Source organism: Streptomyces sp. NPDC040405 (genome assembly GCF_055595765.1).
This window is the reverse complement of the sequence record NZ_JBVIVI010000005.1, coordinates 1-16658: the sequence shown is the minus strand read 5'-3', so window position 1 is coordinate 16658 and position 16658 is coordinate 1. Positions and strand designations below refer to the sequence as shown.

17 protein-coding genes and 3 pseudogenes are annotated in these 16658 nt (G+C 71.0%); 5 read left to right on the top strand and 15 right to left on the bottom strand.

From position 1 onward, the window contains the following. Positions 1 to 165: 165 nt before the first annotated feature. From ACZ59A_RS21235 to bldG, 6 genes are all read right to left on the bottom strand, one after another. The gene (locus tag ACZ59A_RS21235; protein ID WP_468043655.1) at positions 166 to 363 is read right to left on the bottom strand and encodes a hypothetical protein; all 198 of its coding nucleotides are present in this window, start codon (positions 361 to 363) and stop codon (positions 166 to 168) included. Positions 364 to 521: 158 nt separating this feature from the next. Further along, entirely contained in the window at positions 522 to 2084 is a 1563-nt protein-coding gene (locus ACZ59A_RS21230; protein WP_470960661.1) for a DUF7059 domain-containing protein, read from the bottom strand. Between the two features lie 120 nt (positions 2085 to 2204). Further along, entirely contained in the window at positions 2205 to 2771 is a 567-nt protein-coding gene (locus ACZ59A_RS21225; RefSeq protein ID WP_468043651.1) for a small secreted protein, read from the bottom strand. Between the two features lie 265 nt (positions 2772 to 3036). Beyond that, the gene (locus tag ACZ59A_RS21220; protein ID WP_470960660.1) at positions 3037 to 5484 is read right to left on the bottom strand and encodes a sodium-translocating pyrophosphatase; all 2448 of its coding nucleotides are present in this window, start codon (positions 5482 to 5484) and stop codon (positions 3037 to 3039) included. A 400-nt stretch (positions 5485 to 5884) separates the two neighbouring features. Further along, positions 5885 to 6313, bottom strand: a complete 429-nt coding sequence (locus ACZ59A_RS21215; RefSeq protein WP_470960659.1) for an ATP-binding protein — start codon at positions 6311 to 6313, stop codon at positions 5885 to 5887. 90 nt (positions 6314 to 6403) lie between these two features. Further along, positions 6404 to 6745: an anti-sigma factor antagonist BldG gene (gene bldG / locus ACZ59A_RS21210; RefSeq protein ID WP_009716787.1), complete on the bottom strand. Its 342-nt coding sequence runs from the start codon at positions 6743 to 6745 to the stop codon at positions 6404 to 6406. Positions 6746 to 6799: 54 nt separating this feature from the next. Between bldG and ACZ59A_RS21205 the strand changes: the two genes are divergently transcribed. Next, positions 6800 to 9256 (top strand): DEAD/DEAH box helicase, encoded by a 2457-nt coding sequence (locus ACZ59A_RS21205; protein ID WP_470960658.1) that lies wholly within the window; start codon positions 6800 to 6802, stop codon positions 9254 to 9256. 141 nt (positions 9257 to 9397) lie between these two features. Here the strand turns inward: ACZ59A_RS21205 and ACZ59A_RS21200 are convergent. The 7 genes and pseudogenes from ACZ59A_RS21200 to ACZ59A_RS21170 all read right to left on the bottom strand — a co-directional run. After that, positions 9398 to 9712: pseudogene (locus tag ACZ59A_RS21200) on the bottom strand (Rv3654c family TadE-like protein); the annotation flags it as partial. A 122-nt stretch (positions 9713 to 9834) separates the two neighbouring features. After that, positions 9835 to 10266, bottom strand: coding sequence for a TadE family type IV pilus minor pilin (locus ACZ59A_RS21195; RefSeq protein WP_470960657.1), 432 nt, complete (start codon positions 10264 to 10266; stop codon positions 9835 to 9837). Next, positions 10253 to 10450, bottom strand: coding sequence for a DUF4244 domain-containing protein (locus tag ACZ59A_RS21190; protein ID WP_470960656.1), 198 nt, complete (start codon positions 10448 to 10450; stop codon positions 10253 to 10255). Before ACZ59A_RS21190 ends, ACZ59A_RS21195 begins: the two co-directional genes overlap by 14 nt. Positions 10451 to 10525: 75 nt before the next feature. Beyond that, the gene (locus ACZ59A_RS21185) at positions 10526 to 11353 is read right to left on the bottom strand and encodes a type II secretion system F family protein (protein ID WP_470960655.1); all 828 of its coding nucleotides are present in this window, start codon (positions 11351 to 11353) and stop codon (positions 10526 to 10528) included. Further along, entirely contained in the window at positions 11350 to 12270 is a 921-nt protein-coding gene (locus ACZ59A_RS21180) for a type II secretion system F family protein (protein WP_470960654.1), read from the bottom strand. Before ACZ59A_RS21180 ends, ACZ59A_RS21185 begins: the two co-directional genes overlap by 4 nt. Beyond that, positions 12267 to 12572, bottom strand: a pseudogene (locus ACZ59A_RS21175) (TadA family conjugal transfer-associated ATPase); the annotation flags it as partial. The gene ACZ59A_RS21180 and the pseudogene ACZ59A_RS21175, both read right to left, overlap by 4 nt. 261 nt (positions 12573 to 12833) lie before the next feature. Next, complete coding sequence (locus tag ACZ59A_RS21170; protein ID WP_470960653.1) at positions 12834 to 13904, bottom strand: TniQ family protein; 1071 nt, start codon at positions 13902 to 13904, stop codon at positions 12834 to 12836. Between the two features lie 203 nt (positions 13905 to 14107). On the opposite strand from ACZ59A_RS21170, the gene ACZ59A_RS21165 reads away from it, so the two are divergent. From ACZ59A_RS21165 to ACZ59A_RS21155, 3 genes are all read left to right on the top strand, one after another. Then, positions 14108 to 14974 carry a TIGR02391 family protein gene (locus ACZ59A_RS21165; protein ID WP_470960652.1) on the top strand — a complete coding sequence of 289 codons (867 nt, stop codon included), beginning with the start codon at positions 14108 to 14110 and terminating at the stop codon, positions 14972 to 14974. A gap of 90 nt (positions 14975 to 15064) precedes the next feature. Beyond that, on the top strand, positions 15065 to 15532 hold the full coding sequence (locus tag ACZ59A_RS21160) for a hypothetical protein (RefSeq protein WP_470960651.1): 468 nt from the start codon (positions 15065 to 15067) through the stop codon (positions 15530 to 15532). 5 nt (positions 15533 to 15537) lie between these two features. Next, positions 15538 to 15732, top strand: a complete 195-nt coding sequence (locus ACZ59A_RS21155) for a hypothetical protein (RefSeq protein ID WP_470960650.1) — start codon at positions 15538 to 15540, stop codon at positions 15730 to 15732. A 98-nt stretch (positions 15733 to 15830) separates the two neighbouring features. Here ACZ59A_RS21155 and ACZ59A_RS21150 read toward each other — a convergent pair whose 3' ends face one another. After that, positions 15831 to 15977, bottom strand: a complete 147-nt coding sequence (locus ACZ59A_RS21150; RefSeq protein ID WP_470960649.1) for a hypothetical protein — start codon at positions 15975 to 15977, stop codon at positions 15831 to 15833. A 425-nt stretch (positions 15978 to 16402) separates the two neighbouring features. On the opposite strand from ACZ59A_RS21150, the gene ACZ59A_RS21145 reads away from it, so the two are divergent. Further along, positions 16403 to 16573 carry a hypothetical protein gene (locus ACZ59A_RS21145; protein WP_252368524.1) on the top strand — a complete coding sequence of 57 codons (171 nt, stop codon included), beginning with the start codon at positions 16403 to 16405 and terminating at the stop codon, positions 16571 to 16573. On the opposite strand, the pseudogene ACZ59A_RS21140 reads toward ACZ59A_RS21145, so the two are convergent. Then, positions 16560 to 16658, bottom strand: a pseudogene (locus tag ACZ59A_RS21140) (pyridoxamine 5'-phosphate oxidase family protein); the annotation flags it as partial. The gene ACZ59A_RS21145 and the pseudogene ACZ59A_RS21140 sit on opposite strands and share 14 nt — an antisense overlap.

Here is a 16658-nt window from a genome sequence, read left to right as displayed (position 1 = left end):
GCGCGGGTAACGCTTACACGCCCCTCTACGGTGACGCTGCGGAGTGTGACGGTACATCCCGCCCCCGTGTCAAACGGAAAAAGCCCGCAACGCCACTCGAACGGTAACCCGACAAGCGTCCTGTCTGCCGCCCGGACCGGCACAAGCCTCGCGGAAGGCGCCCTGTCAGGCGTAACCCAGGCACCAGATCCCGCCGCCCAGAGCGGCGGCGGCGAAGAAAAGGGAGAGGGCCGCGGAAGCGACGGGACTCACACCGTCGGCGACCGGCGCGCGCAGCCGCAGCCGCACCGCTGTCCACAGCAGCAGGGCCGCGCCGAACAACACGAATGCCGCTCCGGCGAAGATCGCAGGTCCGCTCTCCATGCCCGGAGCGTGACACGCGCCGGAGGCGTACGCGCGAACCCCGGATGAACGGTGCGCGACCGCCCTTTCCGGCCGCGTTCACGTGCCCGGCGGCGGCTTCCCGCCAGGCGGGGGCAAGGGGGCGCGAGGCCACGCCCCCGGCGTACGCCCGGCGCGCGCTACGGAACCTCGTCGGCCACCGGCTGCAGGAAGCCCTGCTCGACCAGGAGCCGGATGGACTCGGGGGTGCGATCGCGCAGCACCACCGGGTCCTCCCCGAGCAGCTGGGCGATCGCGTCCAGGATCCGGCCCGCGCTCAGCGTGCCGTCGCACACCCCCGCGAACCCCGCGGTCACCGTGTCGACCTTGGTCGCGCGCCGCATGCCCCGGTTCTGCCGGAGCACCACATGCTCGGGGTCCTCCGCGCCGGGCAGCCCGACCTGCTCCTGGAAGACCTCGTCGGCGAGCCGGAAACGGGCCGTCAGCAGCGCCGCGTCGTCGTGCGCGCGCAGGAAGTCCTGCCGGTCGAAGTGAGCCGCCACGGCCTCCCCCAGCGGCTGCTCGACCGGATGCGGCCACTCCTCCACCGTCACCGACGGCCGGTCGGCGCCGGATTTGCGCAGCGTGATCCAGCCGAACCCGACGGCCGTGGTCCCACGCGCCTCGAACTCGTCCAGCCAGGCGTCGTAGCGCGCCGCGTACGCCTCGGGCCCGGCGAGGTGCTCGCCCGCGTCGCGCAGCCACAGCTCGGCGTACTGCGCGACATCCTGCACCTCGCGCTGCACGATCCAGGCGTCGCAGCCGGGCGGCACCCAGGAGGCCAGCCGCTCGCGCCAGTCCTCGCCCCGGACGTGCTGCCAGTTGGCGAGCAGCTGGCACCAGCCGCCGTCGCCGAGATGAGCGGCCGACTGCTGGACGAGGGTCCGGCACAGATCGTCCCCGGCCATGCCGCCGTCCCGGTAGACCAGCCGGTCGCCCTCCGCGGAGCGCGGCGAGATCACGAACGGCGGATTCGACACGATCAGGTCGTACGTCTCGCCGCCGACCGGCTCGAAGAGCGACCCCTCGCGCAGATCCGGCTCCGGCGCCCCGGACAGGGCGAGGGTGAGCCGCGCCATGTCGAGGGCGCGCGGATTAGGGTCGGTGGCGGTGACGCGCGCGGCGTGGCGGCTCGCGTGCAGCGCCTGGATGCCGGAGCCGGTGCCGAGGTCGAGCGCCCGCTTGACGGGCGTACGGATGGTGAGACCGGCCAGCGTGGTGGACGCGCCGCCGACCCCGAGGACGAGCCGCGAGCGGTCCTCGGCCTCACGGGCGCCGCCGGGCCCGCCGATGCCCGCGGCGCCGCCGACCGCGCAGCCGAGGTCGGAGACGATCCACCAGTCCTGGCCCTCGGGGCCGCCGTAGGGGCGCACATCCACGCTGGCGCTCACCTCGGAGCCGTCCCGCACCAGCCATCCGTCGGTGAGGCAGTCCGTCACCGGCAGGGCCTCGGTGGCCCGTTCGTGGGGCACCGGGCGCTGCAGCAGAAAGAGCCGCACCAGGATCTCCAGCGGGCTGCCGCCCCGGGCCGCGCGCAGCGCGGGGACGGTCTCGCCGCGGGCCAGGGCGGCGTAGGCGGACGCGCCGAGCAGATCCAGCAGGCCGTCAGCGGTGAACGAGGCGGCCAGCAGCGCTTCGCGCAGGCGGGTGGTGCGCTCGGGGTCGGAAATCGGGAGGCGGGACGAGGGCTGGTGCGTACTCACGCCCCCATTGTCGGGGCAACCGCCGACCGTCGGCGACGACGGGCGGCGGCCTGTGGAAAAGCCACCCTGTGGATAACTCGACAGCTCGACAACAGGGGCGTGCAGCCGGGTCCCCGCGCCCTACGTGGCGCTGGTGGCGCCGGTCTTCGGCTTCTGGCAGCCGGGCTGCTTCGACATCGCGGTGCCGACCTTGCCCTCCTGGAGCTGCTTCAGGGCCTGGTCACCCGACTTGCTGAGCTTGTCCAGCTCGTCGGCGACGCCCTTGAGGCCCTCGGCGAACTTGGACTTGTCCGAGGTCTCCAGCTTGTCGACGGTCGTCTTCAGGTCGTTGTACGCCCCGGAGGTGGCCTTCAGCTCCTTCACGGCCTGCTTCTGGGTCTGCTCGCCGTTGTCGACGGGCGGGGCGCCCGCCTTCTGCACGGCCTTCGCGAGCGCCGCGTAGGACTCGGAGATCTGCTGGAACGCCTTGGAGTCCGTCTGCTGGAGCTTCTTGGAGTCCTGCTCGTCGGACGCCGCCTGAATCGAGGCGTTGGCGCCCTGAATCTTTTTCAGCTGCGGCTGCACCTGGTCACAGACCGACTTGGCCCAGTCGTTGACCTTCTTGTCACCATCATCGCCGCCGCCGCAGCCGCTCAGCGCCAGTACGAGTGCCGCACCGCCGGACAGTGCCACAAGCTTCTTGTTCACCGGATTGGTCCCTTCCATGGCTCTCGGCCCCGGAACATACACGGCCAAGCCGCTCGGACCGTCTGCCGAGCATCCTGTATGGATACTTTTAAAGCCATTTGAACCAAGCTCGGTGTGCCATCCGCCTCATCGTGATCGCCGGGTCAACGGCCGGAAAGGCGGGCACGGCTGCGGGGGGGGGGGAGGGCCCCCCCCCCCCCCCCCCCCCCCCCCCCCCCCCCCCCCACGCCGCGGGGGCTCATACGGCCCCGTGACCGCTCCCGGGTCAGGACACCACCGCCGCGTCGGCCGACTTCGCCACGCGCTCGGAGTTGCCTTCGTCACCCACGGCGATTCCACGCCGCTTGGAGATGTAGACGGCGCCGACGATGATCGCGACGGCCAGCGCGGCGATCCCCGCCCGGAGCCCGGGGCTCGCGTTGTCGCCGTAGCTGAACTTCACGACCGCCGGGGCGATCAGCAGCGCCACCAGGTTCATGACCTTCAGCAGCGGGTTGATCGCAGGACCCGCGGTGTCCTTGAACGGGTCGCCGACCGTGTCGCCGATCACCGTCGCGGCATGGGCCTCGCTGCCCTTGCCGCCGTGGTGCCCGTCCTCCACCAGCTTCTTCGCGTTGTCCCAGGCGCCCCCGGAGTTCGCGAGGAAGACCGCCATCAGAGTGCCGGTGCCGATCGCCCCGGCCAGGAACGAGCCGAGCGCGCCGACCCCGAAGGCGAAGCCGACGGCGATCGGCGCCAGGACCGCCAGCAGACCGGGGGTGGCCAGCTCGCGCAGCGCGTCCTTGGTGCAGATGTCGACGACCCGCCCGTACTCCGGCGTCTCGGTGTAGTTCATGATCCCGGGCTTCTCCCGGAACTGCCGACGCACCTCGAAGACCACCGCACCGGCCGACCGCGACACCGCGTTGATCGCCAGCCCCGAGAAGAGGAAGACGACGGCGGCGCCGAGGACGAGACCGACCAGGTTGTTGGGCTGCGAGATGTCCAGGCTGAGGTTCATCTGCCCGGCCACCGAGATGTGCACGTCGGCGACGGCCTCCGCGATGGCGTCGCGGTACGAGCCGAAGAGCGCCGCCGCGGCGAGCACCGCCGTCGCGATGGCGATGCCCTTGGTGATCGCCTTGGTGGTGTTGCCGACCGCGTCGAGGTCGGTGAGCACCTGGGCACCCGCGCCCTCGACGTCACCGGACATCTCGGCGATGCCCTGCGCGTTGTCGGAGACCGGGCCGAAGGTGTCCATCGCGACGATGACGCCGACGGTGGTGAGCAGACCGGTCCCGGCGAGCGCGACCGCGAACAGCGCCAGCATGATCGAAGTGCCGCCGAGCAGGAAGGCGCCGTAGACGCTGAGCCCGATCAGCACCGCCGAGTAGACGGCGGACTCCAGCCCCACCGAGATACCGGAGAGCACCACGGTGGCCGGGCCGGTCAGCGAGGTCTTGCCGATGTCCCGCACGGGACGCCGGGTGGTCTCGGTGAAGTAGCCCGTGAGCTGCTGGATGAGGGCGGCGAGCACGATGCCGATGGCGACGGCGACCAGCGCGAGGACGCGCGGATCACCGCTGTGGCCGAGGATCTCGCGGTTGGTGACACCGTCGAGGTCGGCGTAGCTGGACGGCAGATAGAGGAAGACCGCGACCGCCACCAGCGCCATCGAGATCAGCGCGGAGATGAAGAAGCCGCGGTTGATGGCCGTCATGCCGCTGCGGTCGGCGCGGCGCGGGGCCACGGCGAAGATCCCGACCATGGCGGTGAGCACGCCGATGGCCGGGACGAGCAGGGGGAAGGCGAGGCCCGCGTCGCCGAAGGCCGCCTTGCCGAGGATCAGCGCGGCGACCAGGGTCACGGCGTACGACTCGAACAGGTCGGCGGCCATGCCCGCGCAGTCGCCGACGTTGTCGCCCACGTTGTCCGCAATGGTCGCGGCGTTGCGCGGGTCGTCCTCGGGGATTCCCTGCTCGACCTTGCCGACCAGGTCGGCACCGACGTCGGCGGCCTTGGTGAAGATGCCGCCGCCGACCCTCATGAACATCGCGATCAGCGCGGCACCGAGGCCGAAGCCCTCCAGCACCTTGGGCGCGTCGGCCGCGTACACGAGCACCACGCAGGAGGCGCCCAGCAGGCCGAGGCCCACGGTGAACATGCCGACCACGCCGCCCGTGCGGAAAGCGATCTTCATCGCCTTGTGCGAGACCGCCGTCAGATCCACGGCCGGCTTCCCGGAAGCCCCGGGAGCGGACGAAGCGGAATCCCCGTTGACCGGGGTGGCGGGGGCCGCGGGGGTCGCTTCCCGGGCCGCGGCGGCGACGCGCACATTGCTGCGCACCGCGAGCCACATGCCGATATAACCGGTGGCCGCGGAGAAACCGGCGCCGATCAGAAAGAACGCCGACCGCCCGATGCGCTGCGGCCAGTCATCCGCCGGCAACAACATGAGCAGGAAGAACACGACCGCGGCGAATCCGCCGAGGGTGCGCAGCTGCCGCGCCAGATAGGCATTCGCGCCTTCCTGAACGGCTTCGGCGATCTTCTTCATACTGTCCGTGCCCTCGCCGGCCGCGAGTACTTGTCGTACCAGCACCACGGCGACCGCCAGCGCCGCGACCGCGACCGCGGCGATCACCATCACGATCACCCGGTTGTCGTCGGTCAGCTCCGCGGCGGCCAGGGTCGTGGTGAGATCCAGCTGATGAGGGGTGAGAGGCCCCGCCATTCGTCCTCCTTGACGTTTGGCACATGGGCGCGCAGCAGTTCTGCGACCGCAGAAGAGCCGCCACGCTCAGGCGTCCTGAGCTCAAGATGTGGACGGATTGTAAGTAGCGTCACACGATCAAAACAGGGCGCAGGAATGGGAATTCGCCTGCACCAGCGAAGATCAATAGGTTTGGGCCAGGGAATTCCTCCGGAAGGAGGAAGGTCAACAATTCACTGACGGGGGTGGAATGATCTCCATAAATGATCTCGGTGCACTATGAAAAGTGCTGATCAGAGCGGTTTTCCGGACATCCGGAACGACGACCGGAAGGAGGACCGGAGCACGACGACCGGGCCGGCCGTCACGAGGACGGCCGGCCCGGAGGTCACAGCAGATGGAGCGAAATGGCGGCGGATCGTTACGGCACGAGGGACTGAGGTGAGGCCGGCCAGCTCATGCGGATCACACCGCCGGTCTCGCTGGTCGTCACCTCGACGTCGTCGACGAGCCCGCTGATGACCGCGAGGCCCATCTCGTCTTCGCTCTCACCGTCGTCGTCCACATCCGGGTGGGAGCCGGGGGCGTGCCCGGCCGAGGTCGGGGACTCATCGCCGACCTCGATGGAGAACTTCTTCTCCTCCTCGGTGAGCGCCACCCGCACCGGGGCGTCCACCCCGTTGCTCAGGTGCAGCCCCACCGCACGGGTGCAGGCCTCGCCGACCGCGAGCCGCACCTCGTCGAGCACGGCCTCGTCCACCCCCGCCCGACGCGCCACGGCAGCCGCGACCAGCCGGGCGGTCCTGACGTGCTCGGGAAGCGCGCTGAAGCGGAGTTCGACAGTGGCCATGCCATCCCCCTCGGGCGTATGGGCGTGCAGATCAGGGGGGCCGGGCGAAACCGCCCGGAACCCCCTTGGTGGTCTTCCCGCGGCGACTGGTCAGTCAGTCGCCGCGACAGCGTCCTCGACCGAGGTGTGGATGGGGAACACCTTGGTCAGGCCGGTGATACGGAAGATCTTGAGAATGCGCTCCTGGTTGCACACCAGACGCAGTGAGCCCTCATGGGCACGTACGCGCTTGAGCCCGCCGACGAGCACGCCGAGCCCGGTGGAGTCGAGAAAGTCGACGCCCTCCATGTCGACGACCAGGTGGTAGCTACCGTCGTTGACAAGCTCGACCAGCTGCTCGCGCAGCTTGGGCGCGGTATATACATCAATCTCGCCACCGACCTCGACGACCGTGCGGTCGCCAACGGTCCGAGTCGACAGGGACAGGTCCACGGATCCTCCAGCACCTTGCATCGAGCGGTCGCCCCCCATGGATCGGCAGCCGCGATGGCATTCAATCACTTACCAGCAGGCGTGCACGACGCCTTGAGCCCATTGTCCGTCAGACCAGTGACACACTCGGTGTCGATGGCCCACAACCAACTCCCGCGGCAGGCGGGCATACGCCCCTCGCCCCGGGCCGTTCTCGACCGGCTCGGCACCGGAGCGGGCCGAGGCGCGCGCATCACTCATACGGAGCACTTGCCCCCGCGTCTCGGCAGCCATGCCGACTGGCCTTCACCGATCCGGCCGGAAGTGATCGGCGCCGTCCGGGCCGCCGGAATCGAGCGCCCGTGGGCCCATCAGGCACGTACGGCCGACCACGCCCTGCGCGGAGAATCCGTGGTCGTGGCCACCGGCACCGCCTCCGGCAAGTCCCTGGCCTACCTCGCCCCGGTGCTCAGCACCCTGCTGGACGGCTCGGAGGAGCCCAGCGGGCGCGGCACGACCGCCCTGTACCTCTCGCCCACCAAGGCGCTCGCCGCCGACCAGCGCCGCGCCGTGGCCGATCTCACCGCCCCGCTCGGCACCGGGGTGCGGGCAGCGGTCTACGACGGCGACACGCCGGTGGAGGAGCGCGAGTGGGTCCGCCAGTACGCGAACTACGTGCTCACCAACCCCGACATGCTCCACCGGGGCATCCTGCCGGGCCACCCCAGGTGGTCCTCCTTCCTGCGCGCGCTGCGCTACGTCGTCATCGACGAGTGCCACACCTACCGCGGCGTCTTCGGCTCCCATGTCGCCCAGGTGCTGCGCAGACTCCGGCGGGTCTGCGCCCGCTACGGCTCCTCGCCCGTCTTCCTGCTCGCCTCCGCCACCTCCGCCGACCCGGCCGTGGCGGCGGCGCGGCTGACCGGAGTGCCGGTCACGGCGGTCACCGAGGACTCCTCGCCCCGCGGCGAGGTGGTCTTCGCCCTGTGGGAGCCGCCGCTGACCGAGCTGCACGGCGAGCAGGGCGCTCCCGTCCGCCGCACGGCCACCGCCGAGTCCGCGGACCTGCTCACCGACCTGGCCGTCCAGGGCGTCCGCACCGTCACCTTCGTGCGCTCCCGGCGGGGCGCCGAACTGATCGCCCTGATCGCCCAGGAGCGGCTGGCGGATGTCGACCGGTCCCTGCCCGACCGGGTGGCCGCCTACCGCGGCGGATATCTCCCCGAGGAGCGCCGCGCCCTGGAGCGGGCCCTGCACTCCGGTGACCTCCTCGGCCTCGCCGCCACCACCGCCCTCGAACTCGGCATGGACATCGCCGGTCTGGACGCCGTCGTACTGGCCGGATATCCCGGCACCCGCGCCTCCCTCTGGCAGCAGGCGGGGCGGGCCGGTCGCACGGGACAGGGGGCGCTGGCGATCCTGGTCGCCCGGGACGACCCGCTGGACACCTATCTCGTCCACCACCCGGACGCCCTCTTCCGGCAGCCCGTCGAGTCCACCGTCCTGGACCCCGACAACCCGTACGTCCTCGCGCCGCACCTCTGCGCGGCCGCCGCCGAGCTGCCGCTCACGGAGGCGGACCTGCCCCTCTTCGGCCCCGCCACCGAGGAGCTGCTGCCGCAGCTGGAGCAGCGCAAGCTGCTGCGCCGCCGCGCGACCGCCTGGCACTGGACCCGCCGCGAGCGCGCCGCCGACCTCACCGACATCCGCGGGGAGGGCGGCAGCCCGGTCCAGGTCGTGGAGGCGGCGACCGGGCGGCTGCTGGGCACCGTGGACGCCTCGGCCGCCCACACCGCCGTCCACGAGGGCGCCGTCCACCTGCACCAGGGCCGGAGCTATCTGGTGCGGCAGCTCGACCTGGAGGACTCGGTCGCGCTGGTGGAGGAGGCCAGTCCGCCGTACTCGACCACCGCCCGCGACACCACCGCGATCTCCATCCTGGAGACCACCACCGAGATCCCGTGGGGGGACGCGCGGCTGTGCTTCGGCTCCGTCGAGGTCACCAACCAGGTCGTCTCCTTCCTGCGCCGCAAGCTGATCACCGGTGAGGTGCTGGGCGAGACCAAGCTCGACCTCCCGCCCCGCACGCTGCGCACCCGGGCCGTGTGGTGGACGGTGACCGAGGACCAGCTGGAGGACGCCCGCGTCCACCCCCAGGCCCTCGGCGGCGCCCTGCACGCCGCCGAGCACGCCTCCATCGGCATACTGCCGCTCTTCGCGACGTGCGACCGCTGGGACATCGGCGGGGTGTCGGTCCCCCTGCACCCCGACACGCTGCTGCCCACGGTCTTCGTCTACGACGGCCACCCCGGCGGGGCGGGCTTCGCCGAGCGCGCCTTCCACACGGCCGCCCGCTGGCTCACCGCCACCCGCGAGGCCATCGCGGTCTGCGAGTGCGAAGCGGGCTGCCCGTCCTGCATCCAGTCCCCGAAGTGCGGCAACGGGAACGATCCGCTCGACAAACGGGCCGCCATCCGCCTGCTGACGACGCTCCTGGCCAAAGCCCCGGACCAGCCGCCCGCCGAGGGCTGACCGGGCCCAGGCGCCCGCCTCCGGCTCCCGGACGGCCCGGTCCGCCGGGCCCCCGTCGCGGCCGGGTACGGGGGTGTCGGCCGGGCCTGCCCGCGACCGGACCCGGAGGGCGAACGGCCCCGCCCGCACCTCCGCCGTGAGGTCCGCGATCTCCCCGCTCAGAGCGCATCGCACCACGCGCGCGCCCTGGGCGGAGGCCACCCGCCGGGCGAGGCGGCACGCCGCGCCCGGCCCCTCCAGGCCGTGGTCCGCCGCGGCGAGCGCCGCCAGGTCGGCGGCCCCACCGGCCCGATGGCGCGCCACCATGACCTGCCCGGCCGCCAGCACGACCGCGAACACCGCGCACAGCGCCGTCGCGGCGAACGCCGCCCACACCGTCGCCGACCCACGGTCCCCCGCCCCGTGTACGGAGCACCTCGCAGGACGCTCCCCCGTCCCGCGCTCGGAACGCCTCATGGGACCGTCTCCCGCCCCGCGTACGGAGCCCCTCACGAGGCCGCTGGGACGGCCCCTCGCCCCGCCTACGGACCGCCTCACAGGACCGCTGGGACCGACCCCCGCTCCGCGTGCCGAACGCCTCACGGGACCGTCTCCCGCCCCGCGTCAGCCGCGCCCACCGTGTCCTCGTCAAGGGCTGCCGACTCCCCGTCCAGTCGGAGCGCCAGCGGGCCGGGGCCGACGGCATGGGCCCGGACCCGGACCCGCATCAGGTCTCCGTCCCGCCACAGGTCCACCCGCGCGCCGCGCGGTGCGGCCGCCCGGGCGGCGGCCACCACGGCGTCGCGCGATTCCGAGCGCGCCGCCGCCCGGGCCCCGGCCTGGGCCGCGTCCTCGCAACTCAGCTGCGCGGACGCGGCCATCAGGCCCCAGATCAGCATCAGGGCGAACAGGGCCAGCACCGGCAGCGCGACCGCCGCCTCCGCGGTGACGAACCCCCGGTCCGACCCCGTGCGGAGCCCGGCCCGCGCGTCCGGCCGCCCCGCCGTGGACGGTGCCTCAGAACGGCGCATCGAGAGCCCGTCCGATCACCGATCGCAGCGCGCCGCTGACGGTCCCGCTCGTCACCACCTTGTAGAGCACCGCGGCGAAGGCGCACGCCGCCAGCGTGCCCATCGCGTACTCAACGGTGGCCATGCCCGCCTCTGCCCGCGCACGCGCCGCCGCCCGCCGTCGGACCCACCACTGCTTCATCATTCTGGTCCCCCTCGTAGCTGTCATTTGCCGTACAGAAACCGGTCCCCGCGCCGCGCCGGGCCCGGGGCACCGCGCTCAGGTGTGGCCCGCCAGCCCGCCCGCCAGCCCGGTCATCACCGGGGCCACGCCGATCAGCAGATACGCGGGCAGGAAGCAGGCCCCGAGCGGGGCAGTGGCCAGCACGCTCGCCCGGTCGGCACGTCGGCCCGCCTCCCTCCCCTGCTCGGCGCGGCAGTCGGCGGCGATCCGGGAGACCGGCCCCACCGCCGGGGCGCCGGTTGTCCCGGCGTGCTCCAGGGCGCGCGCCAGTCCGCTCGCGCCGGGCAACGCGCCGAGCCGCCCCCAGGCATCGGCGGGCTCTCCTCCCAGCCGCAGTTCCGCAGCGGTCCGGGCAAGTCGCTCGCCGACCGGGCCGCCGAGCGACTTGCCCACCGCGTCCGCCGCCGTGCGCGGGTCCGCCCCGGCGGCCAGGCAGGCCGCCAGCAGGTCGGCGGCCAGCGGGATCTGCCCCACCGCTTCGGCCATCTGGCTCCCCGCACCGCCGGACCGACCGGCGGCGGCCTGTCGCCGCTGCCACCGCCGGAGGCCGTACGCGGCCGCCGCCCCCAGCACGCACCCCAGCGGCCCTCCGACGAGGACGACACCGGCCAGCAGGACGCCGAGCGAGGCCGCCCAGGCCAGGACCGCGCCCTCGTCCGCCCGGGCGCGCCATCGCTCCAGGGCCCGGGTCCGCTTCCGGGCCGTGCTGGTCTCCGCGTCCGTTCGCCCGCTCGGCAGCAGTGCCGTCAGACGCCGCCCGGCGGCACGGTCCCGCCGGGCCTCCACCACCGCCATCGCCACATACGCGGCGGCGGTCATGAGGGACAGCGCGATCCCCAGCCTGTGGACAAGGGCGGCGCTCATCGGCGGACTGCCTTTCCGGGGGCGAGCGCCGCCCGCATCGACCGTCTGAGCCAGGCGAACCCCGCCCACTCCAGCAGACAGCCGCCCACCAGACAGCCCAGCCCGACCGGAGTGTGCAGGAGCTGGTGCAGCGGCTCGGTGCCCAGCGCGGCGCCCATCACCAGCCCGAAGGCGGGGAGCACGGCCAGCACCGCGATGGTGACCTTGGGCCCCGCCAGCCTGGCGCGCAGAATCTCCCGCTGCTCGCGCTCGGCGCGCAGCGCCGAGGCCACCCGGTCGAGCCCGGCGGCAAGCCCCGCGCCTTCGTCGACGGCCACCTGCCAGCAGGCCGCGACCCCGGTCAGCCCCTCCGCGCCCGGCTGCCGGGCCGCCCTGCGCAGCGCCTCGGGCACGTCCCCGCCGAACCGGGCGGCGGCGGACACCAGCCCCCATCGCTCCCCCAGGTCTCCCGAGGGCACGGACAGCAGCGCCTCGCCGGGCTGCCGCCCGGCCCGCAGCTCGCCCGCCACGGTGCCGCACAGGTCGATCACCCCCGCCGCACGCCGGTCGCAGGTCCGGACGCGCTCCCGGGCCCTCAGCCACCGGCCGACGACCGGCACGGCCGCCACCGAGACGAGCAGCGGCAGGACCGAAGCGCCGAGCACCGCGAGCACGCAGCCCAGCGGCAGGCACAGCAGCTCACGCCCCATCCGCCCGCCGTACCTGACCCGCCAGCGCTCCTTGAGCGACGCGACCGTGTCGGACAGCCGCCGCGCCGGGTCCGGCCCGGTGGGCACGACGGGTCCGCCACCCGCGAACAGCAGTCTGGCCCGGCGCAGCTCCCGGTCCCGCCCGGAGAGCAGCCACGCGGCCACTGCGGCGCACAGCAGCGCCGCGCCGAGGGGCAGCGCCCCGGGATTCCCTCCGGTGCCGGTCATGACGCCCCTCCGCCTCGTGCGCACAGCTGCTGGAGCCGCGGCCAGCCCGCCGCCCGCTCGAAGCCCCGCGGGCTCCACACGGCGGCCGGGACGGTGGTGACGAAGCCCGCGCCGTCCCGGTCCAGCACATGCAGCTCGGCGATCCTGCGCCGCCCGCCGCGGTCCCGCACCAGATGGACGACGACCGACAGGGCGGCCGCCAACTGGCTGTGCAGCGCGGCCCGGTCCAGGCCCGCGGTCGAGCCGAGCGCCTCCAGCCGGGCCGGTACGTCCCCCGCCGTATTGGCGTGGACGGTGCCGCAGCTGTCGGACGGCAGGAAAGTTTTCAGTCGGCACGTCGTTGACCAGGGCACTGAAATCTTTTGTGCGGTGACTTGTATCACATTCGCCGCACGAAAGATTTCAGTGCCCGACCTACGTACAGATCAGCTCTCGGAGGTCAGTCACTCACAGCGATCAGAACAGGTCAGTCAGCGGCAACGAGCGTCTGGCGCACCGAAGTTGCGTGGCAGTTTCGACAACATGGCGACGCCAGTCCGATCCCCAGTGCGACGAGGCGACCTCTACCTGAGGACCCGACCGTCGGGACCACGCACCGAGGGAGCGGCGACACGCACTGACTCCACGATTCGAGCCAGGCGGGGCGTCGTGTCCCGCGGCGGCGTTCTACGCCACGCTTGATTCAGTGGCAGTGCTCGAACCGGAAGTGGACGGGAAGCAAAGTCCACGATCACCCGAGCGGCAGACCAAGGGTCGCCGCTGAATAGGATCTGGGCGGCTACTCGCAGAGCCGCTGTTCGGGCCATCGATTTCGGATCAACCCTGGTCCGGTAGTTTCCCTGGTGTGATCTGGCACAGAACTCGGCAAAACTGTCTGCGATGATGAGGTCGGCGCCGTCGAAGTGTTCCGGGTAAGCCACATGCAACGCAAAGTCTGCCATTGCCGCCAGGTCAGCAAAGACGCCTCGCAATTGGACCGCCTCCGGCCGCGCCCATCTGAGGCGATCCTCAAGAAAGCGTTGCAGGTCAGCAAGTATTTGATCTTGCAGGTCAGGGGCTTTCCACTTCTTGTACTCGATACCACACTGCCAGAGCTTGACATCCGTCAGGCGGTGTTTTTCTGAGCCGTGACAACTTCCCTGACCGAGGTTAATGTGCGCTCCTGGTAGGGGGGTGTGGCACTCAGGGCATGCGGCTAACAAATAGCAGCTATGCCTCAGGCACGCAAACATCCATGGCGTGCACCATTCCAGAGGCCAACGTCCATCATTCTCTTCGACGCAAGAAGGACAGAACTTCAATTCACGCGGGTCGATCCAGCTCGCTTTCATCGCCCGGAATGGATTCCGCGGGGAGGCTTTGAGTGGATCAGATTTCACAGCGGTTCCGAGGAAACGCAGCCAGGTCATTGCCTGCAGCTCGTCACTTGCCAGACCCGTTGCCTGCTCCACGCGAAGAACATCCTCGTCGCTGAGGCCGTACACGAGCGACGTTGGCCCCGAGTCGGCGATGCGCGCGGCATTGTCGCCCAGGCGCAGGAGCCCGCACGCCGTGGCCATAGGGATGCGGGGGATCTCGTACACCGCGCTCAGGTGTCCCAGCCAGCTGAGGAGCGACTCACGCGGAAGGGGCATGGGCACGACCGGCAGCCGTCGGCCCCGGTCTGCGGAGGAATCGAGCACAGGGCACGATACGACGACTCGCCCGCTCCACTGACCGTGCAGGGGGGCGGCTGCGTAGGTGAGAACCGCCTTGCCACATATGGCCAAGCAGCCGTCGCGCGGTGTTCTCCTAGGCTCTCGGCATCACGCACGTATGACCATAGGAGGGGTAGCGCGTGGCAACGTATGGTGCTGACTACCTGAAGCGGCTGTTCGCCACCGTGGAGACGTTCGAGCGGGCCTTCGAGCGCTGGATGGAAACTCAGGTCGAGTCGGATCTCCTCAGTTCTCGTGGCCTGTTTCCTACGGTCTGGATCAAGGACGGGCAGGATCAGGGGACGGTGCGGGAGCTTGAGCTCGGCGTGGCGGAGACCGCGGGTGCTGCTGCACGGGCTGTGGCCGTCACTGGGGCGCATATTGGTGTCGCCGGTCTCGGCACCCTCGATCCGATTGGGAACTGGTCGCTCATGTCGGCTCCGAAGGCGCTCTTCGCGCCGCAGGATGTCCGCAACACGGCGGCGACGGTCCGGGGCCGGTTGAACATGATGATCGACGAGGCCGAAACGGCTGCAGAGTCCGCCCTGCCAGGGTTCGCTCCGTCTCAGCTCCATCCGGTCATTTGGACCGCGGCAGCCGCTCACTGGACAACTCACCAGTACCGGGTCGCGGTGCGGGAGGCGTCGGAGGCGCTGACCGTGCATTGGAAGACACGTCTGGACCGCCATGACGTGGACGACACCCCGTTCTGGCAGCAGACCCTTTCGACGGGCGATCCTGAGCCTGGCAGGCCCAAGCTCACATGGCCCGGCGACCCCACTGACAAGACGGCCAAGAGCATGCGCGGCGGATTGGAGCCGCTAGCCAAGGCGCTGAACAGCCTGGCGACCGGATTGAACCTCACCGTCAGAAATGTCACGACGCATACCCGTGACGAGCTGAGTGAGCAGGAAGGCATGGAACGACTCGCGGCCTACAGCTACTTCGCCCGTCTGCTCGACAAGTGCGAAGTCCGCCGCATAGACGACGTGTCCGAGGGCGCCTGAGCTGTCTTCGCTGGTTGGACTCGGGTGGAGGGTGCTGCTCCTGGTACCAGCGGGCGCATCTGCCCCACCTACGGCTTCTAGGCTCTCGGCATGACGATGACACCGGCTGAACTCGAGGCGCAGGAATCCACGCTTGAGCTCCTCAACGACGAGGCTGCCTCGCGTCTGGCTCGCCAGTCGGACTCGCTGGCAAAGATCGACACCAAGGCTGTGTTCCTGATCGGATTCGCGGCCACCGCTGCACAGTTCTTGGCGACGCACAGGCATCACGACGTCCTCGCCTACTGTGCCTTCGTCGCTTACGCCGTCACCCTGCTCACCGGCGTGCAGACGATCCGGGTAGCTGGACACAAGGACTTGGAAGCGCGCCCGATGCTCGTGGCACACGTCCGCTCGCCCAGAAGTCGGGTGCTGGCTGAACTGGCAGCGTCCCGGGCGACGATCTTCGAGAAAAACAAGGAGCGTCACGAGCTGAAGGCCCGGTACTGGGCCATCAGCCTCTGGTCGCTGGTCCTGGGGCTTGGCCTGTCGACTGTCGCACTACTGCTGCACACTTGAACCTCATGAGCAACGAACAGAACCAGGGCAGCGGCCAGCCCGCCCCCGCACCGGCCCCTCCCGCACCGGCCCCGGCGCCTGATCCTGACTTCGTCGACACCTTCACCAACCAGGCGCTGATCGGGACCGAAATGAAGGGCGACACCAACCCCACGCTCACCCAGGCGGTGCAGCCGCAGGGCAACACCGAGACCCGCTGAGCCGGTGCCGTCCGCCCTGTCGGGCCCAGCCCTCCCCGTGGAAGGCCAGGCCCGACAGGTGCCTGGCCGACGTCAGCCGGCACTGACGTCAGTCACTTTCACTGCCTGCCGGCGATGTACTGCTTCCACCGGTGCGCCAAGTCGCTGCGTCGGGCCTCGCCGGTAGCGGGCACGGTCAGCGGCTCCTCGGGAAGGGTGATCACCTCCGGTGACCAGGTGTCCTCGTTGAAGGAACGGGCCCACATGGGCAGGATGGAGGACTCGAAACCGTGGAGGGCTGAGCAAAGTTCGGGCGAATCCTGCTCGCCTGCATGCTCGTCGCACCCCAGCTCATGCAGGGAGCTTTAGCTGGCTGCGGCCAGCGACGCGGTCGCCCGGCATCTCGCGGAGCGCGACCCCGCCGCACGTCGCCGGAACCGGCAGCGGACGTGGCATTACCTTGCCCCGTGGGTCAGAGATAGGAGACCGGGGCCAAGAGTCCTGTAAGTTCACGCAAACTGAACGGTTCTCGGTGGGAACTCAAGGGTCCGTCGTCGTGCTCTGCGGAGTTGCTTCCGTGGGTTCGGGGCCAACTCGCGACCTTGCCGTTCCTGGTCCCCTGGACCGGCAAGACGCCGAGCGGCCCCCTGCTCGAACGCAGCGAAGCGGAGTTGAGAGCTTGGGGAAGGAGTTGAGAGCTTGGGCGCGGGGCAGCCTCGGGTCGCTACTGTACCGGCGGGCGCTGGGCGAGGCCGTCGCCACGGCGCTGGCGGTACGCGACGGCGCGCCGTCGACCGGCCCCGCACCCACGTACGCGCAGGTGCAGGCCCTCGTCGACGGGCCCGGCGTCACGTGCCGGTGAGCTTGTCGAGGTCGGGGGCGTAGACGGTCATCCAGTGCGGGTTCAGCCGGTAGTAGACGACCTCGCGGTTCCAGTCGAAGGCGTC

Bases quoted from the DNA above. Each gene is read 5' to 3' on its own strand.
- ACZ59A_RS21190 (WP_470960656.1), bottom strand. From the start codon at position 10,450: ATGATGAAGCAGTGGTGGGTCCGACGGCGGGCGGCGGCGCGTGCGCGG.
- ACZ59A_RS21155 (WP_470960650.1), top strand. From the start codon at position 15,538: ATGAGCAACGAACAGAACCAGGGCAGCGGCCAGCCCGCCCCCGCACCG.
- ACZ59A_RS21215 (WP_470960659.1), bottom strand. From the start codon at position 6,313: ATGGCCACTGTCGAACTCCGCTTCAGCGCGCTTCCCGAGCACGTCAGG.
- ACZ59A_RS21235 (WP_468043655.1), bottom strand. From the start codon at position 363: ATGGAGAGCGGACCTGCGATCTTCGCCGGAGCGGCATTCGTGTTGTTC.
- ACZ59A_RS21160 (WP_470960651.1), top strand. From the start codon at position 15,065: ATGACGATGACACCGGCTGAACTCGAGGCGCAGGAATCCACGCTTGAG.
- ACZ59A_RS21170 (WP_470960653.1), bottom strand. From the start codon at position 13,904: ATGCCCCTTCCGCGTGAGTCGCTCCTCAGCTGGCTGGGACACCTGAGC.
- ACZ59A_RS21150 (WP_470960649.1), bottom strand. From the start codon at position 15,977: ATGTGGGCCCGTTCCTTCAACGAGGACACCTGGTCACCGGAGGTGATC.
- ACZ59A_RS21195 (WP_470960657.1), bottom strand. From the start codon at position 10,266: ATGCGCCGTTCTGAGGCACCGTCCACGGCGGGGCGGCCGGACGCGCGG.
- ACZ59A_RS21205 (WP_470960658.1), top strand. From the start codon at position 6,800: ATGGCATTCAATCACTTACCAGCAGGCGTGCACGACGCCTTGAGCCCA.
- ACZ59A_RS21180 (WP_470960654.1), bottom strand. From the start codon at position 12,270: ATGACCGGCACCGGAGGGAATCCCGGGGCGCTGCCCCTCGGCGCGGCG.
- ACZ59A_RS21185 (WP_470960655.1), bottom strand. From the start codon at position 11,353: ATGAGCGCCGCCCTTGTCCACAGGCTGGGGATCGCGCTGTCCCTCATG.
- ACZ59A_RS21220 (WP_470960660.1), bottom strand. From the start codon at position 5,484: ATGGCGGGGCCTCTCACCCCTCATCAGCTGGATCTCACCACGACCCTG.